The organism is Sphingobacterium ginsenosidimutans, assembly GCF_039536865.1.
Classification (GTDB): Bacteria; Bacteroidota; Bacteroidia; order Sphingobacteriales; family Sphingobacteriaceae; genus Sphingobacterium; species Sphingobacterium detergens.
In genome coordinates, this window is sequence record NZ_BAAAZK010000006.1 from 76083 (window position 1) to 100706 (window position 24624).

20 protein-coding genes and 1 pseudogene are annotated in these 24624 nt (G+C 37.5%); 3 read left to right on the plus strand and 18 right to left on the minus strand.

Going from position 1 to position 24624, the window contains the following annotated elements; genetic code table 11:
• The first annotated feature begins 277 nt into the window (after positions 1 to 277).
• Positions 278 to 2143, plus strand: coding sequence for a M60 family metallopeptidase (locus ABFX33_RS10945; protein WP_346086100.1), 1866 nt, complete (start codon positions 278 to 280; stop codon positions 2141 to 2143).
• A gap of 143 nt (positions 2144 to 2286) precedes the next feature.
• Here the strand turns inward: ABFX33_RS10945 and ABFX33_RS10950 are convergent, their stop codons facing one another.
• Together ABFX33_RS10950 and ABFX33_RS10955 are read right to left on the minus strand one after the other, a co-directional pair.
• The gene (locus tag ABFX33_RS10950; protein WP_346086101.1) at positions 2287 to 3195 is read right to left on the minus strand and encodes a DUF4625 domain-containing protein; all 909 of its coding nucleotides are present in this window, start codon (positions 3193 to 3195) and stop codon (positions 2287 to 2289) included.
• A gap of 238 nt (positions 3196 to 3433) precedes the next feature.
• Entirely contained in the window at positions 3434 to 3619 is a 186-nt protein-coding gene (locus ABFX33_RS10955) for a CsbD family protein (protein WP_046675215.1), read from the minus strand.
• A gap of 203 nt (positions 3620 to 3822) precedes the next feature.
• Here ABFX33_RS10955 and ABFX33_RS10960 point away from each other — a divergent pair, with 203 nt between their 5' ends.
• Positions 3823 to 4824 (plus strand): OmpA family protein, encoded by a 1002-nt coding sequence (locus ABFX33_RS10960; protein WP_346086102.1) that lies wholly within the window; start codon positions 3823 to 3825, stop codon positions 4822 to 4824.
• Positions 4825 to 5002: 178 nt separating this feature from the next.
• Here ABFX33_RS10960 and ABFX33_RS10965 read toward each other — a convergent pair whose 3' ends face one another.
• Both ABFX33_RS10965 and ABFX33_RS10970 read right to left on the minus strand, forming a co-directional pair.
• A complete protein-coding gene (locus ABFX33_RS10965) occupies positions 5003 to 5620 on the minus strand; it encodes a hypothetical protein (protein WP_346086103.1) in 618 nt (205 codons plus the stop codon).
• 82 nt (positions 5621 to 5702) lie between these two features.
• Positions 5703 to 7613 (minus strand): polysaccharide biosynthesis protein, encoded by a 1911-nt coding sequence (locus ABFX33_RS10970; RefSeq protein WP_346086104.1) that lies wholly within the window; start codon positions 7611 to 7613, stop codon positions 5703 to 5705.
• Positions 7614 to 8007: 394 nt separating this feature from the next.
• Here ABFX33_RS10970 and ABFX33_RS10975 point away from each other — a divergent pair, with 394 nt between their 5' ends.
• Entirely contained in the window at positions 8008 to 9111 is a 1104-nt protein-coding gene (locus tag ABFX33_RS10975; RefSeq protein ID WP_346086105.1) for a nucleotidyltransferase family protein, read from the plus strand.
• Positions 9112 to 9233: 122 nt separating this feature from the next.
• Here ABFX33_RS10975 and porN read toward each other — a convergent pair whose 3' ends face one another.
• The 14 genes and pseudogenes from porN to ABFX33_RS26705 form a co-directional block, all read right to left on the minus strand.
• Positions 9234 to 10256: a type IX secretion system ring subunit PorN/GldN gene (gene porN, locus ABFX33_RS10980; protein ID WP_346086106.1), complete on the minus strand. Its 1023-nt coding sequence runs from the start codon at positions 10254 to 10256 to the stop codon at positions 9234 to 9236.
• 37 nt (positions 10257 to 10293) lie between these two features.
• On the minus strand, positions 10294 to 11592 hold the full coding sequence (porK, locus tag ABFX33_RS10985) for a T9SS ring complex lipoprotein PorK/GldK (protein WP_346086107.1): 1299 nt from the start codon (positions 11590 to 11592) through the stop codon (positions 10294 to 10296).
• A gap of 33 nt (positions 11593 to 11625) precedes the next feature.
• Positions 11626 to 12318 carry a hypothetical protein gene (locus ABFX33_RS10990; protein WP_346086108.1) on the minus strand — a complete coding sequence of 231 codons (693 nt, stop codon included), beginning with the start codon at positions 12316 to 12318 and terminating at the stop codon, positions 11626 to 11628.
• Positions 12319 to 12454: 136 nt separating this feature from the next.
• Entirely contained in the window at positions 12455 to 14851 is a 2397-nt protein-coding gene (locus ABFX33_RS10995) for a GumC family protein (RefSeq protein ID WP_346086109.1), read from the minus strand.
• A gap of 8 nt (positions 14852 to 14859) precedes the next feature.
• The gene (locus tag ABFX33_RS11000; protein WP_346086110.1) at positions 14860 to 15642 is read right to left on the minus strand and encodes a polysaccharide biosynthesis/export family protein; all 783 of its coding nucleotides are present in this window, start codon (positions 15640 to 15642) and stop codon (positions 14860 to 14862) included.
• Between the two features lie 194 nt (positions 15643 to 15836).
• A complete protein-coding gene (locus ABFX33_RS11005) occupies positions 15837 to 16790 on the minus strand; it encodes an MraY family glycosyltransferase (RefSeq protein ID WP_346086111.1) in 954 nt (317 codons plus the stop codon).
• Positions 16791 to 16819: 29 nt separating this feature from the next.
• On the minus strand, positions 16820 to 17728 hold the full coding sequence (locus ABFX33_RS11010; RefSeq protein ID WP_346086112.1) for an NAD-dependent epimerase/dehydratase family protein: 909 nt from the start codon (positions 17726 to 17728) through the stop codon (positions 16820 to 16822).
• Positions 17729 to 17730: 2 nt separating this feature from the next.
• Positions 17731 to 19011 (minus strand): glycosyltransferase family 4 protein, encoded by a 1281-nt coding sequence (locus tag ABFX33_RS11015; protein WP_346086113.1) that lies wholly within the window; start codon positions 19009 to 19011, stop codon positions 17731 to 17733.
• The gene (gene wecB, locus ABFX33_RS11020) at positions 18993 to 20132 is read right to left on the minus strand and encodes a non-hydrolyzing UDP-N-acetylglucosamine 2-epimerase (RefSeq protein WP_346086114.1); all 1140 of its coding nucleotides are present in this window, start codon (positions 20130 to 20132) and stop codon (positions 18993 to 18995) included. Before wecB ends, ABFX33_RS11015 begins: the two co-directional genes overlap by 19 nt.
• A gap of 35 nt (positions 20133 to 20167) precedes the next feature.
• Positions 20168 to 21283 (minus strand): polysaccharide biosynthesis C-terminal domain-containing protein, encoded by a 1116-nt coding sequence (locus tag ABFX33_RS11025; protein ID WP_346086115.1) that lies wholly within the window; start codon positions 21281 to 21283, stop codon positions 20168 to 20170.
• Entirely contained in the window at positions 21280 to 21714 is a 435-nt protein-coding gene (locus ABFX33_RS11030; RefSeq protein ID WP_346086116.1) for a WxcM-like domain-containing protein, read from the minus strand. Before ABFX33_RS11030 ends, ABFX33_RS11025 begins: the two co-directional genes overlap by 4 nt.
• A 12-nt stretch (positions 21715 to 21726) precedes the next feature.
• Positions 21727 to 22761 carry a polysaccharide biosynthesis protein gene (locus ABFX33_RS11035; protein WP_346086117.1) on the minus strand — a complete coding sequence of 345 codons (1035 nt, stop codon included), beginning with the start codon at positions 22759 to 22761 and terminating at the stop codon, positions 21727 to 21729.
• 22 nt (positions 22762 to 22783) lie between these two features.
• Positions 22784 to 24325 (minus strand): right-handed parallel beta-helix repeat-containing protein, encoded by a 1542-nt coding sequence (locus ABFX33_RS11040; RefSeq protein WP_346086118.1) that lies wholly within the window; start codon positions 24323 to 24325, stop codon positions 22784 to 22786.
• A gap of 95 nt (positions 24326 to 24420) precedes the next feature.
• Positions 24421 to 24585: pseudogene (locus ABFX33_RS26705) on the minus strand (DapH/DapD/GlmU-related protein); the annotation flags it as partial.
• Positions 24586 to 24624 lie beyond the last annotated feature (39 nt).

Genomic DNA, 24624 nt, shown 5'->3' on the forward strand with positions numbered 1-24624 from the left:
TTAATACTTTTCATGTAGACTGAACATATAACTGACCACTACTTCATAAATCCAATAAACCGTCAATTGGCTAGCCCGCTCTTTGAATATACTTCTTTTTTAAAAAGACGCAATACATCTTACGATACCTAGGATTCAGATGTAAAAAGAAAAAATTAAACAATCGATTTAAATCAACTATAAAGCCAGAAAAACGATTTATAAACACACTCGCTTTCAAGCATTTATTTAATTTTAAATGAAATTATCATAACTTAAACCTTATAAACTAAAAATTATGACTTCAATTAAATTAACCAAAAGGCTCTTTTATAGCCTCAGCGTCTGTCTCCTTGCAGTCAGCGCCTGTAAGAAAGAAAATTTAGATTCTTTGGATTCAACCGTGTCAGCAAATAAGAAAGCTACTGTCGTTGACCTGAACAATGTCAGCGTACCGACAAATGAATATTACCAAATCGATTCTCTTGGGCAGGGTACCCAAATCTTTTCGGAATATCCAGCAGCTGCAACAGCCAAAGATCGATTAGCGCTATCCTTCTTACCTTCAGATTATTTGCCGACAGGTTTTTATGCCAAACCAGGTGATACCTTGAAAATTAATGTTCAAAAAACCACAGGCGCAACTTTACCTAAATTACTGGTTGGCACCTACAAAAGGCTAGGAAAAGACTCCTCTCCACAAGAAGTACAGCTACAAGAAGGAAACAATACGATCATTGCTACTAAAAGAGGATCACTATGGATAAGATATGGAACCACAAATACACCTTCAAGTACTTCAAAGCTTACCTTTTCGGCAAACATTAGAAAGACTCCGACGTATATAAAAAATCGTACGGTTCAATCTGCATTTTCCGCAACTATTGCAGCTGCTGATACTGCCGTACAAGATCTTCTTTTTGTCGGACAGAATGTCTTTTTAGTGATGCCCAGAAGTAATAATACCTTTAGTAATCAAAATAACAACAACATCATTCAAAAAATTGATCAGGCCTGGGATGCTGAAGAGCGTCTGAGCGGTCTGGATGGTTCTTCAGCTATACATCAGCCCTATCCCATTCCCCATACCATGACAATCATGGAACCTGCATTTGCCGGAGCACTTGCCGGTAACTATTCAACTGGATATTCCTACGTTTCAAACTTTTTTGAGACAGATAGCTATGTCTATTGGTTTCAGAAACATGAGTCAGGACATATGCACCAGCAAAAATGGGACTGGCATGCCGAGATCATGGCTGATTTCTATGCTGTAGCAGCAAATATTAACTTGGGATTACCTGCAAATAAAATCGGTCGTGATGGCGCTTGGGCAACGATCTGGACACGCGTAGCTGCTTATTTCAATAAACCGGATGCCGAAAGGGATTATAGTACGATATGGGGAGATGGTGGGGTGCAAGGAAGCCGATATCTAGGATCTGCAATGTTGATCCAATTGAAATATGCCTTTGGTGATACTTTTTATCATAACTTACATAAAATAGTAAGACAGGAAAAACCAACGCTGGCAAATGCAGCAGCTAAACATCAATATTTTATGCGTAAGGCATGCGAAATATCGGGTTACGATTTAACAGTTTTCTTTAAAAAATGGGGTTTTAATTATCCAACGATATACACTGAAATAGCAAATCTCAACCTGCCTAAGCCCATTGTTGATCCCTCCCTATTCACCGATAGTGAAAGGCCGATATTAGAAAATGGCGCGATCTATCAAATTGTAACTGCTCTAAACAACTCCAGTGTGATCGACGTGAACAGCAGTGCACCATCAAATGGCACACTCGTATCGCTATGGTCAAAGAACACGCCAGCGTCAAACAATCAAAAGTTTATCGCACGGAAACAGACGGACGGTACTTTTGTATTCAGATCTTCCGCAGACAGCACCAAAGTACTGGACGTACAAGGTGGAAGTGCGAGCAATGGCACACAGATTATTGTTTATACGTACAATGGTGGCGCATCCCAAAAATGGACGCCGTTGAATAGCGGAAATGGTTATATTTCCTTGAAATCCAGCGTCGGGACAAACTCTTATTTAGATATCTATAGTTCAAACACTTCCAACGGAACAAAAGTCCAAATTTGGACTGCAGGAACTGGGAATAATCAGAAGTTTAAATTCGTAAAGCTTTAAGTTGGGCCTAAAAATATGAATTTTTAACAGACTACAACCACCGAGTACGCTATGTATCGTCTCATAGTTTCCCAAGCTATATATACCCAAAAAAGCCCCTACCCTTTTCAGGGTAGGGGCTATATATTTTAAAAGCGAATATTTTAATATTCTATGGTAATAGGAATGGATTTGAAGGTACTCATGTTAAACGTTGTGTTCTTATATAGAATGACAAGATTGTACTGACCAGATTGCCATTGTCGGTCGCCAGTGATTTGATTGCCGAAACCGTCTTTTTCCGCACCGATAATAATATCATCACCACTTATCGCACCATTGGCCAGCTTATACGTATTGACTTTAGAGGCTGGCCCTAGATCTTTATGCTCCACTTTGGAAATAATTATAGCTTTCGTGAGATCCAGCTTATCAACGGTTTCAGGAAAGTGGTTCAGCGCCCGTCTGATCAATGCTGTATATAAGATGCCGTCACCCTGTATTTGTTTAATCTGCGCCCGGGCCGTAAACTTATCTCCTTTTTTGAATACTATAGGGGTTTCAACATAGGTACCCATATAGTAAACCATATCCTCGTTTCGAGAAAAGATATCACGGTCCACGACGGGGTCGACGGGCATATTAGCAGCATCAAAAATCTGAAAATCTTCTTTTAACTCCAGCTTCGAGCCGTTTACGTCATTTACAATGAAGAAGAAATCATATCTTCCCTCGGGTGCTTCCTGTGGAATAGTAAAATGCTTATGTACATTAGCATTTTTTAACCCTTTAAACTCATCCCAGGCGATTTCTATTTTCCATGGTGAGGTATAGGTCTGCCCAGCCTTTGGCAGAATCTTGACCTGAACAGATTCTATTTTGTCTCCGGCAAGGAGATCTGCATTAAAATGAAAATCGCGGCCTCTAATCGCCTGTTTATTATTTGCATAACCGATTTCCACATTTTCAGCTGTCGGCTGACTAATTTCGGGCTCTTGTTTATCTTTCTTGCAAGAAACAAATAATCCAGAGATTAGCATAAATACTAGGATAATTTTTATTGGTTTTATCATATGTTATTGTTATATATATACTTTACATGTCTACGGATGAGCTACATTCACAGCAAAATCAGATAAATGCAACATAGGTGCAAATATAACAATCTCACAACAAAAAGCAATATAGTTGCATTAATTATCACTTCAGTATATTAAATCAGTTAAAAAAGACCGTGAGATTTCGGCACAAAAAGAGCGGTTAACATGCATGTTAACCGCTCTTCCTATTATCACAAAAAAACACTTATTTCTACAAACCGTTTAACCAACTATTTACCTCATCCTGTGTTTTTCCAGTCTTCTTCTGAAGTTTACCCACTAATTCATCTTCTTTGCCTTCTGCATACAATAAATCATCATCCGTAAGATCTGCATATTGCTGTTTTACTTTGCCTTTGATTTCATTCCAACGGCCTTTCCATGTTAATTCACTCATAATATCTTTCCTTTCGTTGTTTATGATTAGAACAGCCTACAGCCAGAATCGTTTAAAGAATAATGTTATAAAATGTTAAAATCAGCCCCGTTTTACATCGACTCCTAATTGTTATACAGTAATTCATTAGGTAAATAAAAAACTAAAGTCGAAAAAGCTTTAGGCACAAAATTTGTCACTGCAAAAAAAGAAAAAAACAGATCATGAAAAGAACAGTACTATTATTTGCACTCGCGGCAGTTGTGGTTTCCTGTAACCAAAAGCCAAAAGAAACAGCAGCATCCCCCGTCGTTCAACAGGATACATTGATGACTGAGAACTCTACCAAAAAGGACACATCGGCAACGCTTGACCTTGCAAGTATCCCATATTCTGATGCTGATATCGGCGTATTTCCATTTTTTACTTCGCCAAAAGGCTATAAGGAGATGAATAAACCCATCAATAAAGATTATGATATCTGCTATTTTGCAATTAATGGTGTGATGAAACCTTATGAAGGCCGGCTTTATAAAGCAAATATAACCAACGAAGAGGGTACACAGTTTTCCCAGCGTTATTTTGAAAAAAGCATGGAGGATTATCTTGCTTCGATCGGAGCCGTTAAAGTTTTTGACGGAACCATCACAAGCGAAGAGTACGAACGTTACCATAAACAAGATCCCCATAAGGGCGATGAGGGAGATATCGGATATGCCGATGAACAGATCCGTGTATACGTGATCCGCAGCAAAAATCAGGGCAATATTTTTATCCAGTATACGGCGAATAATGCCGGTGCCAAACTCAACATCCTACAGGAGAATAATTTTAAACAAACGATACAGAAAATCACGGCTGACGATATCACGAAGGATCTTTCTGAGACTGGAAAATCAATTGTTTACATCACCTTCGACACAGACAAATCCAGCATTACAACTGGTGGTACGGACCTGGTCATTCAGATCGCAGAAGCATTAAAAAACGATCCTAAGCTCAAAATCGCTATCGAGGGACATACGGACAATACGGGTGATGCAGCGCACAATAAAAAGCTCTCCGATGAGCGTGCAAATGCCGTGCTGACAGCATTAGTGGGTCAAAAAATCGACAAATCACGCTTAAGCGCCAAAGGTTACGGCGCCGAACGCCCGCTTGTCGCCAATGATACCGAAGATAACAGAGCCAAAAACCGTCGCGTAGAACTGGTTAAGGTCAAATAAATTTTGCTGATGCAACTATACGGCGCTTTCTGAGATTGAAAGCGTCGTATGGCCATATTTGATCATATGGAAACGGACTTGAAGGAGTTCAATTTTTCAGAGCATTCATTCCTGGTCCAGAAGGAAACGACAGCTTGAGCTATTTTAGGAGGAAATACTTGATCTTAGCATTGCAGGTTTATTGGGTACAACGAAAACTGTACCATAATCCATTTAATTTTGCCCATATAGGAGCAGTTCGTTCTTGCGGTGAAAACTGATGAAAAATAATTGTGTGATCTGTGCCAGCACATTTTTTTAAATGAACAGTTGCATGTAGAACAATTGGCTTTTTACCCATGTAATCCACCATTTGGATGGTTCCATTAAAGGTAGATACGTCCTCCCCCTCCGGTTTGGATAACTTCTTGAATTGAGCCTTGGTTTTCTTAATCAGAGCCTTCGGCAAGGCACGCTTTTCTATGTTCCGATTTACGAGTCCATCGAAATACATCGCCAGATTCTTTTCAATTGTTTTTGCCTCAAGCTTTTGAGTTCCTTCCACATACCACAAAAAAGCATAAGACCAGTATTCATCGCTCTCGGGCTTACTCCATCCGGTTGTAAAGCGCACATCTTCTACTCCTTTGTAGGGAATTTTAGGTGCAAAGTCTATGGGTATCGGAAACCGCTCTATTCCCCAGCCGTCAAGACTAAGACTATATGGAGCTTGCCAAGCAACAGGATCAAATTTTTCCTGCGCCACCAGACACTTGATCGCAAAAGTAAAAAATAGCCAAAAAATAAATAGCTTCATAACAAACTCATCTATTGCCAATTATATAAAGATACTTATTTTTGAACTAAAAATCCATTTACTATTTACATCCTGACGAGGGTTATTTGTCCAATGCCGAAAACATCGAATTCTGGGAGCGGTATTCGGGTACAATATCCTTAATCAACTGCACCAAATTCATTTTATCTTCGTTCGGATCGGCTGTTTTCGCAAGTGCACATAATTGTTCCACACGCGTTTTTTGCAAAGCTAAGTCCGGGGTATTGACCTTTGCAATCATAATCTTGTCATGATAGGTTTTCTCCGTATTCTCTCCATTCGCTAGAAGCTCTTCAAAGATTTTTTCTCCAGGACGGAGACCGACAATTTTGATATCAATATCTTCGGGATAATTATAGCCTTTGAGCCTAATCATCTGCTTGGCGAGCTCCATAATCTTAACTGGTTCGCCCATATCAAAGACAAATATTTCCCCACCTTTACCCATTACCGCAGCCTCCTGAACCAATTGGCAGGCTTCGGGTATGGTCATAAAATACCGGGTTATATTTTCATCGGTAATTGTCAGCGGCCCGCCCTTGAGCATCTGTTTCTCAAATAGAGGGATGACGGAGCCATTAGAGCCCAATACATTACCAAATCGGGTTACAATAAAATTAGTCTTCGAACGTATATTGACCGTTGATATCGCGATTTCGGCGACACGCTTGGTTGCCCCCATTACATTCGTTGGGTTCACAGCCTTATCAGTAGAAACCATCACAAATTTGGCAACATGGTATTTATCGGCCAACAGGGCGACGTTGTAAGATCCCCATACATTTGTTAAAATAGACTCATAAGGATTGGCTTCCATTAAAGGCACATGCTTATAGGCTGCTGCATGAAAAACATAGGTAGGTCTATAAAACTGGAACAAGGTGTCCATAAAGGACTCATCCCGAACATTCCCGACAATAAAGATACAACGGGCAAAATGATTGCTGCTACTCAATTCCTGTTGTATATCATACAAAGCGGATTCAGCCTGGTCTACCACGATAAGCTGTTTTAAGTCAGTATGGGCCAGCTGGCGCACCAGTTCACCACCAATTGAACCAGCTCCTCCGGTTACCAGTACGATCTGGTCTTTCATTTCCGAAGCAATGGTTGGGTTATCCAGATCAATCGCTTTTCGTCCCAATAAATCCTCAATACGCAAACTCCGGATTTGCCGTGTCGCCACTTCACCTGCCAATAGACGGGCAGTATCTGGAATAATTTTAACAATTAATGGAATCGGTTCGGCGAGCTTAAACACCCTATTCAATCGCTCCGGTTTCCGATCATCCACGGCAATGATAATTTCAGATGCCTTGCCATGCCTTAGTACAAAATCTTTATTTAAATCGTTTATATCATAGATTTTAAAACCTTGAATACGGTTGCCTATACGATGTGGGTTGTCATCCAAAATGGCCACGATCCGGTATTTATTACGCGAGGTGGTATGGATAAAGTGAAAGGTCGTATTTCCCATATTACCGGCCCCAAAAAGGATAACAGGAATACGGTTATCTTTATTCCCCCACATCAGCTCATGATACAGGGCCCGATAAAGTACCCGGCTAAAGGTCATTCCGAAACCTGCTATTAACGCGTGAAAAAGAAGTTGTGTATCCGAGAAAGGAAGTATGCCATCATAGGAGGGATACAACCACTCTATTCCTTTACAGATGAGTTCAGCAGAAAAATAGGCCAATCCAATCGCCAAGACAATACGTTGCAATTCGCGAATACCCGTCTTGTGAACAACTCCTTTAAATGTGCCCAAGATACAGAACCAAATCAAATAGACTGCCGAAACAAGCAATGCCTGCCTGACCATATCATCGATATCTACCGCTCCCCTATGCTTGAATATAAGAACATAACTGACAAAAAAAGCTGTCAAGACAATGATCATGTCCAACAGCAGAATTATCCAACGAGGCTTGTTGATGGACAAGCCCTCTTTCCATAAATTACTCATCTAAATTATATAAAGAATATTATATACCTTAATCGTATTTTGCAATTAAAAAGTATCCCTTTCAGTAATTAAATATTTTAAAGTATCCCTCATATCTGATTGCATTTATCGTACCTAAAATAGCAGGATTAATAACTTTTTTTAAAATTTCTAGTCGTTCGTGTATTTTATTGCGGCAGAGGAAGCAATTGTATGTCTTCAAAAATAATTAGCAGTGCAAAACTACTAAATTAAAAGATAAATAAACGATGATGAAGGTATCTAATTGAGCTGTTATCTTTATCATTGATGCAAATAGATTTATGCTATTCGCCACAAATTTAGACAATTCAAAGCTGCGGGAGTACCGTGAAAATCATTATCTTTGGATAAATTGTTTTTGCGAAGAATCTAAATGAACAACCAACTAAAGGATACATTTTTTCAATTGCTACGAATAGGTTTATGGGGAGAAGGAACCCTATTTTTAGATCAACCACTAACTATTGATAATTGGAATGAAATACATCATTATGCCATCGACCATACAATAGAGGGCTTAATTTATGACAGCTTTCCTTTTTTGGAAGAAAATCAACTCCCACCTCAATCATTACGATTAAAATGGGCTGTAAGAATAGACCGTGTCGAACGGAATAATCTACAAATGAATGAGGTCATCGCAAAGCAGTTTGATTCTTTTAATGCATTAGGGCTCCGTCCAATCTTGCAGAAAGGTCAAGGGGTGGCGAACTGTTACCGCACCCCACTTCATCGTATTAGTGGCGATGTGGATTGGTATTTTGAAGCAGATGGGTATTCTGTAGCCCGTAATCAATTGAAAACAGAAGGTATAGCGTTTCAAGATACCGCAGGATTTAGCCTGGACTATGATTGGCAAGGGGTTCATATTGAACATCATAAAAAACTTTTTGATATCCGTAGCCCATTAAAATACAACTATTTAAGAAAGATTTCTAGAAAATATAGCGATAGTTATGAAAAATTGCTAATTCACAATGTACCAATCAGGTTACTCGCACCCGAAATGCAGCTGTTGCAAGTAAATTCTCATATTTTGAAGCATCTATTGGGGTTTGGAATCGGACTACGACAGTTTTGCGATTCCGCCCGTCTCTATTATACCCTTTCAAATACAATTGATCCAATCGCTTTAAAACAGATCTATAAGAAAGCGGGTATATTGAGATGGATTCATTTATTACATAAAATTTTGGTTGATTATATTGGACTGCCAAAATCTTATGTTCCATTTCCCTATCCCGAAGACCTGGATGTTTCGTGGATGATCAACGAGGTCTGGCATGCTGGAAGTTTCGGTTATAATGATGAAAGATTTAAAGGAGGAAAGACCATATCGACCATATCGGTTCAACCTAAAGCTTCAAAACGCCTTTTTTTAAATTTCCTCCGTTATTTTAAATATGCTCCACAGGAAGCACTTTTCTACTATTGGGTACAGGCATATTCTAAATTTATCGGGAAGGATATGGATTAGATTTAAAATTTACATGTAAAGGGCAGCCCATACCTACTTCACAATGAGCTGCCCTTTCAAAAAATCTTTAAGACATTTTCTGCATAGATACTAAACTCTCCGTGCAAAAGTCTAATATCAATTTATAATTTCTCTTCCGTTTTCTTACTCTTTTCAGCATCGGTGGATTTACTTTCTTGCTGTTGTTGTATATTTGACTGATTTCCTTCCAATTCCTCAGCTTTGACTCCCTTTGGGTTGCTCCATAATTTCTTTTTATAGGCATCCAACTTCTCTTCTACTTTTCGACCATCCAGTAATTGTCCACCATTCTCAGATTCTTTGACATTTTGCAACATACCTGGCGATGATTCGCGTACAATTGTACTTGCAAACTTATTCTGCACAAAGAAATCGTCCATAGTCATATCATAGAGCCCCTTATCCGGATCAGAAATATCAACTTGTACTAAACTGTAGCGCAATTGCGGGAAATAGAGCCAAAAGGCGGGTGTCGCCCCCACTGATTCGGCCAGCTCCGCAGACGTGGTGATATTCATTAATGGAGCTACACCTATAATACGAGTCTCTAATCTGCTTCGTTGTTTATCGAAGAAGATATCTTCTTTAACACGAAATTTGGTCACGCGGCTTGGATCAAATTCATTGAGCGCCATTTTCGAATCGATCTGATTTCCTTCACCGTCAAAGATGGGCACCAATACACTATCCGCAAAGCGAGCCATTCCTTCCTGTGCACTTAGCCGTCCTTTGAATGAATCGTCATCTGGACTATATAGGGATAATTTTCCTTTTTCAATCGCTTTCATCACGACCTCAATTAAGGAATTTCCTGGAATAGCCAAGATATAGTTTTTTTCATCTTTCAGGTCGATATCACGCCAAACTCGCTTATAAAACCGGATATTCTTTTTATTTACTTCGGGATATGCAAAGGGCACAGCATCTTCCATATTGTTGGCCTGATAAAAGCCATCTGTCGTAGGGATTGTGTCGGGATTAATTTCTCCTGACACAGCTGGTATTGCAGACATTACTTTATTTAAGGTATCCTGTCTTCCAGGAACAGTATCTATTGTCGTCTCTTGCTGGGCGAACAACGATCCCATGACCAATGTCATGGAAGCTGTTATTAATAGTTTCATGTTCATCATTATTGAATTTATATTTTACAGCCAAGAATTAATACTTACGTGTTTTACTTTGCACTGTAGGCATCTCGAATGCGGACATCACACAACGAAAACCGATATAAGAATGGGGTTCATAATCCACCGAATAATTACGTGTCTCACTATTTAGTTGTTCACCGTTGTCTTTCCATGAACCACCACGTACGACCTTCCGTTTGAGTGCATCGCCATCTTTTTCGTCAGCGTCATATAATAATGCAGGATTAAGGTCATTTACAAATACGACTGCAGAGGGGCTGTAGGCATCTAACGTCCATTCGGAAACATTACCCGCCATATTGTAAACACCAAACGCATTCGGCATATAAGACTTAACCGGCAATGTGAATGTTGCACCATCCCTTGAATAAGTACCATCTCCTTGTTTAAAGTTTACAGCTAATTTCTTTTTACCTTCAGTACCATCTATAGTCATTCTTGAACCTGCAATTGTATCTTGTGGGTCTAATTTTCCTGAAGCCGCATATTGCCATTGAGCTTCTGTAGGGAGACTCAAACTTAACTGATAACCGTTAAGGTAAGAGTTTTTTAAAACCGTGGACGCCATTTCATTGGCACGCCAATCGGTAAACGCTCGCGCTTGTCTCCAAGTAACACCCACAACAGGATAATAGTCAAAAGATGAATGCGTAAAGTAATTCGCATCTAAAGAAGCTAATTGTGCATTTGGAAAATCTTTCGTCCAAATATCTTCCACTGGCATTACCGCGACAGAATCCGTGACATACGATTTTTTCACATTACCTTTTGATTGCAAATACGAAAAACGATATTTAATTACTTCGGGATTGAGTGCCCTTCGATTTCCTTTCATTTCCAGCATAGGAGCCAATCGCTCTTGAATATTGGGGTCATTACTTTTCCACAACGGAGACACTTTTTTTACTTTTGCCCAATTAATTCTGCGTTGTCCAACTTGTTCACCAGCTATTTCTAAAAAGTATTGATCATCCTGTAGATAATCTGTGACTGCAACTGAGTCAGCTACCCAATTAACAAATTCACGATATTGTTTATTTGTTACTTCAGCTTCATCAATGAAAAACGCACTCACACTTACATTCTTACCTACATTTCCGCTATCAAGTGACCCTTTAAAAAGTATAGTTCCTGAAGGAACATAAATCATACCTGGAGGTGCAGGTAATTTACCTCCCCGGAAAGCATTTACTTTTGGCGCTTTATAGATTGCTGAATTTGATTTACAGGCAGAGAAACTAATTAAGATTGCTAAAGCCAAAAATCCAAATATTGGACTTGTAAATTGTCTGCATATTTTATTTTCCATTTCTTTTATTTTGTCTTTGAAACATTAAGCTATCTATTTCCTGTTGAAAAGCGCATACTTTAGGCCGACGGAAACAAATCCATATTGATCGTTATTTCTGTTTATAATTCCGTCTAAGTTATCATTTGTAGTCAAAGTATGCTGGTAATTCACATTGATTGCCCATTGTGGGCCATATAAAGTTCGACCAAAGGGAATATCTACACCAACATTCAGAGGGATTACAAAATGAATTTCACCTAAATCCTCAGCGAATTCTCCACCTTGATTTACAATTGCATCTACATATCTTGGATCTAATTTTCTCGCAATACGATTTTTCACCAGTCCTGCTCCAGCTCCTACATAGATATTCGAAAGAATCCGTGAAAATGTATTTGCGCCTAATGTGTAATAGCTATAATTGTTGGAATGGTCCAAAAATTGCCCCAAACGAACCTTTCCATTTAGGTTTCCAGCGAAATAGCGGTTTTTAAATTCACTTTCGTAGCCATTTCCAGTTAAGGTACCCTTTTCACCGTGTAAACCTACGGATATATAGGGTGTAATTAAATAATCCAGCTCTCCATAAAATGCAAATTTAGATTCGACATTACCCAAGTCTGTTAGGTTAAATGTAGCACCAGCGCCGGCTCCTACACTAATAGGTCGTGAAAACTGCGCGTAAGCAGCTACAATTCCAAATAGAAATAATCCAATAAATGTGCTTAATAGTTTTTTTCTCATAGTGATTGATTAGCAATAACAAAAGTTTATAGTCAAAACGTTTGGTATTAGATATTATTATAAAATTAAAAACCCAAGTCGAAGTAATCGACTTGGGTTCAAACAACAATAAGGCCAAAATCCCCTAATTGCAGTATTATTTTATATTTAAGCGATCTTTAATGCTCTGCCATAACTGAGCCAGGGTCGATTTCTTTTTCTTCTCTTTGTCGCCATAACCATAACCGTAACCGTAGCCATAACCATAACCTCTAGCGAAGTCTACATCATTTACTACAGCCGCAAGGTTTTTCAATTTACTATCTAGATACAACTCTCTAGGTACTTGTAACAGACGTTTATCCAAGTAATTAACCCGAGAAACATACAATGTTAAATCCGAATTATGCGCAATCAACAGCGTATCCGTTACCAAGCTCACCGGTGCTGTATCCACCAAAATATAATCGTAATGTTCACGAGTATATTTAATGACATCATCAAAATGACCATTCATTAATAACTCTGCTGGATTTGGTGCGATATAACCGGAATAGATTACATCGAAATCATAGTTCCCGGGTTTCTTAATAATGATATTATCCACATTCATCTCTGGATTTATTAAGAATTGCGTAATCCCTACGTTAGTATGCTGCAAATGGGACAAACCTAGATAATCCAACACTTTTGGACTCCGAATATCTGCACCAATTAACACAACCCTCTTGCCAGACATGGATAAGATCTGTGCAAGATTCGTCGTAACAAAAGACTTACCCTCACCAGATATCGTAGATGTCACAAATACAACCTTAGACGCATCCTTTTTTTCTGCCCCAAACATAAAGTTCATATTTGTACGCAAAATACGGAAGGCCTCAGCCAATGAGGAACGATCATTTAAATGTACAATCGTATCCTCGGCAGAAGGTATTTCTCCCAAAACCGGAATCTTTACGATCTCTTCAATATCTTTTCTAGAGTGAATTTTATTATCTAATAAAAACTTCAAGTAAAAAATCACAAAAGGAATTAAGAATCCTGCAACCAAAGCACCAAATAATACAATGGGCTTCTTCGGTGAAACTGGGGTACCATTTCCATAAGCGGCATCAATTATCTTGAGGTTATCAGGAGTCGCTGCAGCTTTAACTTCACTCTCCTCTCTCTTCTGCAACAACAATAGGTAGAGAGATTCAACAATCTGCTGTTGTCTTGAAATCTTTTTAAAACCCTGCTCTTGACTTGGGATAGAACTAATCCGTCCTCTAATTTCATTCGATTTTTGTTGAATACTATTTAATGCCAATTGAGTTACCTTTTGATAATTTCTCAGAGATTGACGAATATTTTTGTCACTTTCTGTTATACTTTCATTCAACGCAACGACAGCGGGATTTTGATCAGATGCCGATTTTAATAAATCGTCACGTTCCAGTACCAATTTGTTATATGCTTCTATTGAAGAACCAATGGAAGCATCCTGTAAACCAATATTAGAAGGCAATAACTTCCCAACCTCCTGATTTCTCAAGTAATCATTCATATGATCTACCAGTTGTAGCTGTGTGCGATACTCCAATACTTTCTTATCATTATCCGAAGCAGTATTCAGGAATACTCCAGCCTCTGTGGCCATATCAACCATAGCGTTATTGGACTTGAATTCAGCAGCTTCTTCATCTGCACCCGATAAATCTTTGGAGATTATCATCAAACGTTTATTGATAAAATCTGAGGTCGCACGAGTCATCCGCATTTTATCGTTTGTTAGATCAGCATTATAGACATCGATTAACGAATTTAAAATCAGCTCAGCTTTGTTACCCAATACGGATATCATGGAAAAATTCACAATATAAGATTGAGTTTCCTTATTTGGAGAAATACTAATTGCCGCTAAATTAGCGTCTACTGCCCAATTTTTGGGCAGCACATTAACGATATACTCTGCATTAGGATTAATTTTCTTGCTAGCCCCGCGTCGAAAAATAACACTATTTTTTCCGATTTTTAGATTTTTATCAAAATTTGCAACCAATTTCTCCCCGGAAACTAAATCTGTAATATGCAAGGTACTATTTTCTTTTAGAATCACTTGAAGGCTTACTCTGATACTATCCTGATTGCCTTGAGGTTGCAAAAAGAAAGGCATTTCTTTCTCTAAGATTTCAGAAGACCGAATATTTCCCTTTAAGATATAGGTTACATTGAGATTATGCATATCCACGACCTTACGCATTAATCTTCGAGAGGAAAGCACTTCAATTTGGTCCGCCACATATGCAGAGCGCGTCCCTCCAAATCCCATACTACTTAACTCCGTGATACCAGCAAGCTCACCTGCCGATGCACTCTTTTCATCTTTTAATAAGATCTTTGCAGTCGTGCTATATGTTTTCTGTGCATAACGCAGATAAACAATAGCTATCCCAACGGACAAAATAACTGCTAATACAAACCATTTCCAATAATACGCATATTGCTCAAAAAGTTGCCTTAAATTGATCTCTTCTTCTTTTTCCTTTAACTGTATTGGTTGTTGTTCCATGAGTTCTATTAGCGGGTCAATACTGAAATTACGGTGATTAATAAACCAGCAATGGAGATAATAACGTTTGTGTTACTGCCAAGCTTAGAGTTGTTGATTTGTGATTTATTGGGTTCAACATAAATCACATCATTTTGTGCCAAATAATAGTACGGTGAATTTAATGTATTTTGCTGGGTTAAATCCAAACGATGTGTAGTTTTCTGCCCATCTACTTCGCGAATTATCATAACGTTTTCCCTAACGCCTCGAATTGTCAAATCACCAGCCATCCCTAATGCTTCCAATACCGTTACACGTTCTGTTGGCATAATAAATGAACCCGGTCTTGCGACTTCCCCCAGTACAGAAACCCTAAAATTATTGAAATTAATATTTACACCAGGATCCTTAATATATTGTCCCAACTCGCTCCTAATTTTTTCGATGGCTTGCACCCTTGTCAACCCTGCTACATGCACCTTTCCAAGCATAGGCAATATAACATCTCCGTTATCATCAACTGTATAAGTTGGTCTTAAGGCCATATCAGTCTGTTGAGTCAAATTACCATTTGCCATTGAGCTCAAGGGATTAAATGGAGCTGTAACTTTTGGGTCGGCTGCAGAGACGACAATAGTCAAGATATCATTTGTTTGAATCTTCGGAACATATTGCTCGTATAATGTATTAATTTGAGTCGAATCAGGCTGTAAGTAAACCATATTCTTCCGCGATCCGCAAGAACTAAACATCATTAAGACCCCTAAAAATAGTCCTAAAGCTAAACCATACTTTGAAATTAATCGCATGTGTTATTTTAAATTATAAATTGATTGACTGATTTAACGACAAAAATATATTTTTTTCTTCATACTCTCTCTAAAAATACCATTTTATCAATGCCTTCTTTTTAGAACAGCATCAGGTGAGCAAGATTTGTGCCTAAAATCTATATGACCTTATATTCCGCCTTATTCTATATTTCTTATGTAAGATACCAAGACTAAGTGTACTTTTTAATTATATACGTTTTTATTATTAAATAAATGAGGCTCAATCCGATTATAATTGCCATAGCAAAAGTCAATTGTGTTATAAAATCTTTCGAAGCGAACTGAATTGCTAGAAGTCCTACTCCAAATTGAATTGCCCCATAGATAAAAGAAACCAGCAATTTATTAACACGAGCCTCATTACCCAAATACTGATATAGATGCGAGCGATGTGCTTCAAAGATATTTTCTTTAAGGGCCAGACGGCGGACAATTGTCCATACAGCATCCACACCATAAACTGCTAAGAAAAGAATATAAATAAGATTTCCCGTAGAGAGAATCAAGCTACCCAATGCAAATAACAAAATATATGCAATCGAAACAGATCCTACATCGCCAGCAAAACACTTCGCTTTTGTCCTAAAATTAAAAAAGGCAAAAACCAGTATAGCTAATAAAGTATAGGCCAGTAAGTCTTGTTGGATATAATGGAGCTCTTGGTTGACGAGCATCAATAATCCGCCAACAGTTAAGCTATAACATGCGGTGATACCATTGATTCCGTCCATAAAATTATAAGCATTGATTACCCCTACAACAAATATAAATCCTATCAATAGATAATACCAAGGCATATCAAATAAATCGAGCTGATAAGACATGAGGAGAACCGAAGCGAAATGAACTAATAGTCGGAGTTTATTTGATAAAGTAAAAATATCATCCAAAAAGGAAATCACTGTCATCATGGTCAGTCCAAGAAAAAACCAAGGATACTGGAAATCAGACAGAAAAAAAAAGATAATTGCTCCGAAATAAAAAATAATTCCTCCTCCCCTTAGAGTAATGGAAGAATGAGAAGATCTTTCATTTGGCTTATCAATGATATTAAAATGATTTGCAACTCTAAAATATAGGATCTCTAAAACAAATAAAGCAATTAGTATAATTATATATATCATTTTCTATAAAAATTTATATTTGGCCTATTTTAGGGATTACTTTTGAAAGATCGAATTGTTAATTCTAGTCCTTTTTTCGTTGTTAATGGAAGTTTTTCAATTCCAAGAGCTGATTTAATTTTCGCATTTGAAACCACATATGACTCCGTAAGTTTTTTCAACCGTTCAGAATTAAGTGGTAAGGGCAATATGTCTCCAATTCTAACACCAGTCCGGATTAATCCAGCTGGTATATGCCATAATTTTGCTTTTTTTCCAAGCGTTTCCGATATCAGATTAACCAGCTCGTTTGTAGACAACGAATTGTCATCAGCAAAATTATAAATTCCAGACTTAAGTTCGGCTCGCAAAAGCATTTGTTCAATTAGAAAACTCAAATTATCAATGCTTAAAAAAGAACGCTGATTCTGAAATCCTGCTAACGGCCAAGGAATACCTTTTTTAACAATACTATATAAAAGATTTAAGTTCCCCTTATTTCCTGGCCCATGGATCATACATGGACGAACGATAAACAGCCGTTTATTTTCTGGCAAATTCTGTTTAAGAAGAAAATTTTCTGCTTCCAATTTAGATTTGCCATATGCTGTTATTGGCTTTCCCTGTATATTTTCATCTAAAATACCTTCAACCGTATCCGCAACCGCCTTGACAGAAGAAAAATAAAAAAAATCCCGTATATCCGTTCGCAAAAACTCTTCAAATAACGTAATGGTCAAATCACGGTTAATTTTAAAATACTCATCATCCGCTGAAGTATTTGTTGTGTCATGAGCCTTTCCTGCAAGATGTATCACAGCTTTCGCTTGTTTTGGAAAATGGCTTTTCCAATCTTGATCGCGTAAACTTAATCCCACGACCTCTATATGATGTAGATTTAGATATTTTTTTAAATTTTGACCAACAAAACCGGTTATTCCCGTGATAACTATGGACATAATTAGATTAGTTTATTGATTAAACGGATATAATCAGCTGTCACCACCTCCTTTGAATATTTTTTTGTGATTTCCTCGTAACCGGCATCACCCAGAGTGCGCAAGCTCTCTTTCGAACTTCCTTTTAGAAAAGCTACAATCTCATTTACTTTTTCTGCAAAATCTCTTGTTGTAATTAACTTGGCACATTGCTGTGGTTGCAGAAAGTTAACGATTGGTGTTTTTGCACCAGAGCATACAACAAGTGGCTTAGCACAAGCCATAATTGTATAAACTTTTGAAGGGAAACCATGTCCTTCCATTTCTTTAGACATGAAAATAAACTGGAGATCTGAAAAAGCCAATAGATGTGGCATACTTTCTCTTGGCTGATATGGAAGAATATGCACTTTATTTAACCCATTGATCTTTACCTTTTCCATAACATAGTCTTTCATTACCCCCTCGCCAATAATATAAAACTCAATTGGTTGATCTTTTAGTAAAATCGCAGCACTCAATAAAGGTTCCCAGTCTTGCGCATGACCAATATTACCAGCATACATTACTTTAATTGTATCACTGTTAGCAAAAAGATTCTTATCTAAAATAATCTCTTCGTCGGCCAAAGGTCTATACAGTCCTGTATCAACAAAATTTGGAATTATATGTAATTTTTGAGGCTCGTTGAAACGCCCAACAATGGTATCATAAAAAACTTGATCAATGGTTGTAACAGCATTAGATTTATTATAAACCAATTTTTCCAACCATTTAAGGATTGCAATAATAGGTTTGGATTTTAAGCCTCCCTGTTCTATCAGAAAATCAGGATATATTTCCTGAACATTATAGACGACCTTCGCTCCCTTAGCTTTCCCTATTAATAAATTGATAAAGCCTATGGTCAACGGTGGAGATGGTGATAAAATTGCAGACACTCTTTTTTCAGCCAAGCCTAAAATTAATGATAGAATGTGCCAATAGACAAATCCTAAAATACGTAATGCAGTTGACCCGAATTTTTTCTGGGGAATATGCAATACTTTAATTCCATTAAAAGAACTAGTATAATATAATCCACCTAATTTTTTTTTCATTGGCTGCTTTGCCAATTCATCAGGGAGCACATTATAATGAGGGGTCGTTGTTAAGACAACCACCTCATATCCCTTTTGCTGAAAAGCCAAAGCAATATCATTGTAAAGATAAGCCGTGGATACACCATCTGGACTAAAAGCAATACTATGAATTAGTATTTTTGGAGAATAGCTCATTTTTTTGTTTAAATCTCTTCTGACCACACCACTCTTCTTATATAATCCGTGTAAGAAAGTATAATACGAACCATTTTTTCAGAAACATTTGGCATTGAATAATCGGCAACCTGCCGGAAATTTCTTTTATCACCAACCTCTTGTTTTAATACTTGAGTCAATCCTTGTAACACTCGTTCTGGGGACAAGCCCACCATCATAACTGAAGCTTCCTCCATAGCCTCCGGTCTTTCATGCGCCTGACGAATATTTAAAGCTCTAAAATTTAAGATCGAAGATTCTTCGGAGATTGTTCCCGAATCTGACAATACTGCATAAGAGCGCATCTGCAAGGCATTATAATCATGAAATCCCAATGGTTTGAGGAATTGAATCTCTGGACGCATTTCTATCTGCATCTTATCGAGCATATTTCGAGTACGTGGATGAGTCGACACGATCACAGGATAACCATATTGTTCGGCGATTGTATTTAGAGATTCCATTAAACCTCTAAAATTTTTCTCGTTGTTGATATTCTCTTCACGATGCGATGAAACGACAAAGAATTTACGCTCTTCTAAATTTAATTTAGTCAACACATCCGATGCTTCAATTTCAGGCAAATAGTGATTTAACACTTCAAACATTGGTGACCCAGTTTTGATAATACGGTCAGCAGGTAAGCCTTCACGCAGTAAATATTCCCTGGCAATATCAGAATATGTTAAGTTAACATCTGCTGTGTGGTCAACAATCTTACGATTCGTTTCTTCGGGAACACGCTGATCAAAACAACGATTACCCGCCTCCATATGGAAAATGGGAATATGACGTTTTTTTGCGGGAATTGCACACAAACAAGAATTCGTATCCCCCAACACTAAGAATGCATCAGGCCGCAATTCTTCCAATAGCGGATCAATTTTGATCAAAATATTTCCAACAGTTTCTGTTGCTGTTTTCCCAGCCGCTTCCAGAAAATAATCTGGCTTACGAAGTCCTAAATCTTCAAAAAAGATTTGATTCAATTCGTAATCGTAATTCTGTCCTGTATGCACAATCACATGATCTACAGCCTCTGATGCATCCAGTGCAGTCAGTACGCGTGACAATCTAATAATCTCCGGTCGAGTACCAACAACCGTCATTACTTTTAATTTTTTCATATTCTATTTTAGCTCTAAGGCTTAGTTTAAATTTGTTATACTTCTAAAAAATAGGTATCCGGGTCTGCTGGATCATATGGTTCATTTATCCAAAATAACGTAATCAGCTCCTCTTCACCTATGTTCGTGATATTATGTGTGTACCAAATGGGCATATCTACAAAAGATGGCTCCTGACCATCCAAGTAAAAATCAAGTATTTCATCTGTATCCATTTTCCGCAACTGAATACGTGCTTTTCCTTGAATTACGGCAAAACGTTCTATTTTTCGTGTATGAAAATGATTACCCCGAGTAATTGATGGTACAGTCGTCGAATATGAAGATTGCCCCCCGATGCCCATGCGGATAATCTCAACAAATGTACCTCTCGGATCTGTATGAAGTTGAAATTTTTTCGGATAAATAGCTTTGTGATCCATAAAAGACCGGTAAGTATTAAATAGATTGAGTTCAAATCGATCATTCAATACCGGAATCTCTCCTTTTTCTAGATATAAATCTTTATAATGCTCTAAAAGAGCTCGTACCTCGGACACCTTTTTTGTGGCTGTCGGTTCCACAACAGACAACGGTTGATGCTCTCCTTCACGAATCTGCTTGATAATGTCGTCAACTAATTCTTGCACATAAATTAACTTAACTTCACCATCATTCGCGATCGTTGGTCTTTCAGCATGCGTTAATTGAAAACAAAATGTTGCAACGAACGAATTATAAAAGGGTTTCCCGAAAGGACCAAACACATTGGGAATAAGTAAACCAGTTAACTTGCCACCATTTTCATTCGCCCATTTATTCAAGGCTTCCCTACCTTCACGTTTTGAGCGACCATATAAGTTGTCACGCTCTTCCTGTGTCGACGAGGAAATCAAAACATGTGCCTTGGAACCAGTTCTAACTAACGAAGCAACCAATTTGTTGACCAGTCCTATATTAGTATCGTAGATTACTTGCTCACTTTCATGTCTATTCATTGCAGCTAAATGTACGATTACATCACATTCTGCTACAAATTGATCTAGCTTTTCATCCTCATCGAAATATTCTTTCCGGAAATCTATCCGTTCAAACTCCGTAGGATAAAGTCCTATCGAATTATAAAGATGAGATCCAACAAATCCATTCTGTCCCGTTATTCCTATTTTCATATGTATTGCTCTTTTCTATTTTTGAAATAATCTAATGGATAGGTATAATCGTCATTTTGGGCATTCTCAATACCAAAATCTGCGAATACCAATAATTCCGAATCAGATTCTAAAGCTTGAAATGCAGTACCATACCCAACGGAAAGATGAAGTACTTTATTTTCAGTTGAGTCTAAAATTATTTTTTCTATAGGAAGATCTGAAGAAGCCTGATCCCAATCATCGATTTTCACCACATCAACTGAAAACTTACCAGAGAGGGCATAAAACCAACGTTGCTCCAAGCGGTGAGCTCTCCATCCGCGAACTAGGTCAAGATCCGTATTTTTTATAATATAAAAACGCTTCACTTGAGACATATCAAAGTCATTAACAAAACGAATCTGTCCACGATGATCCTTAGCAATCCCGCCTTGAATAAAATCAATCATATAATATCTAGATTAATAAGGATACTGCATAACATCTTCTCCAAAAACTTCCTTCCTAATCAATGGTAATTTGGAAACAAGCTTTTTCAAACCTTCTACTCCTTGCTGCTCTGTATTATGAGAATGATAATCTTCGATCTTCGAGACATCTTCTTCTCCTTCAGAAAAATATTTGGCGTAATTTAAATCACGATTATCTGCTGGAACACGATAAAAGTCGCCCATATCTTCCGCCTTCAACATCTCTTCACGAGTACATAGTGTTTCATAAAGTTTTTCCCCGTGTCTTGTTCCAATGATTTTCACAGGCACTTCTTTTCCAGTAAGATCCATCAATGCTTTTGCTAAATCACCGATAGAACCCGCAGGGGCTTTATTAACAAAGAGATCTCCAGGATTAGCATGCTCAAACGCAAATAGTACCAAATCTACTGCATCTTCGAGAGACATGAAGAACCTTGACATATTTGGATCCGTGATTGTAATTGCCTCACCTTTTTGAATTTGATTCAAAAATAAAGGAATTACTGAACCCCGAGATGCCATTACATTACCGTAACGTGTCAAACAGACAACGGTATCTGTTAGATTACGTGCTTCGGCCACAGCCACTTTCTCCATCATTGCTTTGGAGATACCCATGGCATTAATTGGATAAGCTGCTTTATCTGTGCTTAGACAAATAACCTTTTTCACGCCACTTGAAGCTGCTGCACGAATCACATTTTGTGTACCTTCAACATTTGTTTTAACCGCTTGCATAGGAAAAAACTCACAAGAAGGTACTTGCTTTAGTGCTGCAGCGTGAAAAATGTAATCTACCCCACGTGTAGCCGGTTCAACTGACGCATAATCTCTTACATCACCTATATAATACTTTATTTTGTCATTCCTATATAGATTACGCATATCATCTTGTTTCTTTTCGTCACGAGAAAATATACGAATTTCCTTAAAATGGTCTGTACCCAAGAAGCGATTTAAAACAGCTGTCCCGAAGGAACCTGTACCTCCTGTAATTAAGAGGATTTTATTTTGTATCTTCATATTCTCTATCTTGTTAAGATGATTATTTGATTTTCCATAGATTCTTCAATCTACTGTTTACTATCTTATTATTATTCGTCTTTAAGTTTTTTGTATTGTCAAATTGCAGAAATCCAGAATTTATAATTTGATTATCCTCCAAAGCAATATCTTGAGCATTGGAAAAATAAATACTATTGAATTGAAAATTGGATGTACTAGGATATTTGAATGTATTACCTCTAACAGTAACATTTTTTACTCTTAAAAGCGAATTATTAAGATGGTTCTGCAAATAAAGGATGCCGTTTGATATGTCTGAAACCTGATTGTTAGTAATAGACACATTTGAAAGAGTCAACGGAGTATTAACTTTAGGCCCATCCTTACTTACAATGAAAGTTCCCTCAACTCCACTATTAAAATTAGAGGAAGGTTGCAAAGTAAAAGTGTTATTGTCAATATTTAACCCGTTTAAACTACTGTTAAGATTTAGGTAAACAATATTATAGCCTGTGCCTCGATTATTGGTGACATTAATGTTATCAGTATTACTCAAACAAATAAGAGACGAATTCTTTTGAACAGAGCTTAAACTAGAGGATTCAATATACCCTCTCTTTACATTATCAAATCGTATCGCCCAAAAATATACTGGATTAGTCCCGTAAGAGGAAATTGAGCATTTGCTTATGCGTACATTTTCACTAAAACGATTATCATAATTCCATCTTCCTATTCCAAATGAACTAGTTTTTATATTACAGTTCCTGAACTCAATATTTTTCGAATCATATGGCCTCTCGTTTTTCTCATTTGAAAACTGAATTCCTTTACCACCAACAATATTTATATTGGAAAAAACGGCATTACTATAGGCTCCCGTAATAGCACTTCCACCATTTCGGTGTGTTTTAATACTTATATTGTCACAGACAATACCATCACAATACCAAAAATGTAATGGAGTCCATCCAACAGTTGTCTCTACTTTTAAATTCTTTATTACGATGTTATTTGTTTCATACATCACGATACCTTCGGTTTGGAAATTCTCCAACCTACAATCGATAAACTTAATTGTGTTAGAACGCCTAATCCCCAATATACCAAAATATTGCTCATTTTGTTTTTTCCAACTAGAAGTAAAATTTCGGAAAGTACAGTTTTCGAAGGTTATATTTGTGGAGCCCTCTATACTTATTAAGTTAAAAAGCTCACTGGCATTGCTAGCGTTGCTAAAAAATTGATTCGTAAATCCTCCATCGAAAATTACATTTTTTATTATAATATTTCTCCTATTTATTATCTGTATCAATTTGGGCGAAGAATATCGCTTTTTAACGAGTTTAACGCCTCCTTTAAACACACTATTATTGCCATCAATCGTGGAGTTACTAGGTATGTCAATAAAAGATGTAAAGTCGTATTGTGCAGCTCCTAATGAAACAGCTCCTTTGTTAAGCATCTGCTGTTCAATAGATCTCTGGCTCCTCCCTCTTTGAGCAACCTGTCCTACAGAAAAGAATGATTGCGTCAAAAAAAGAAAAAGAAAACTCAGTGTAATTATGAATGGTTTTATCATATCTCTAAATCATTGCAAAATTCTAATCCTTCTCTCGATATATTCTGCGGATCTTTTCGAAGGAATTCTTCATGTTTATTTCGTTCTTCTAACGTAGTAAAGCGGTCTTGTATTTTTTTAGCAGGTACACCTGCATAAATAGAAAATGGTTCTACATTTTTTGTCACAACAGATCCAGCAGCAATAATACTACCATCTCCAATTTCTACCCCCGTCATAATAAGAACATGAGCACCAATCCAAACATCTCGTCCTATCTTCGTGCTTCGAACCACTCTACGCCCAGAAAAAATAGTGGG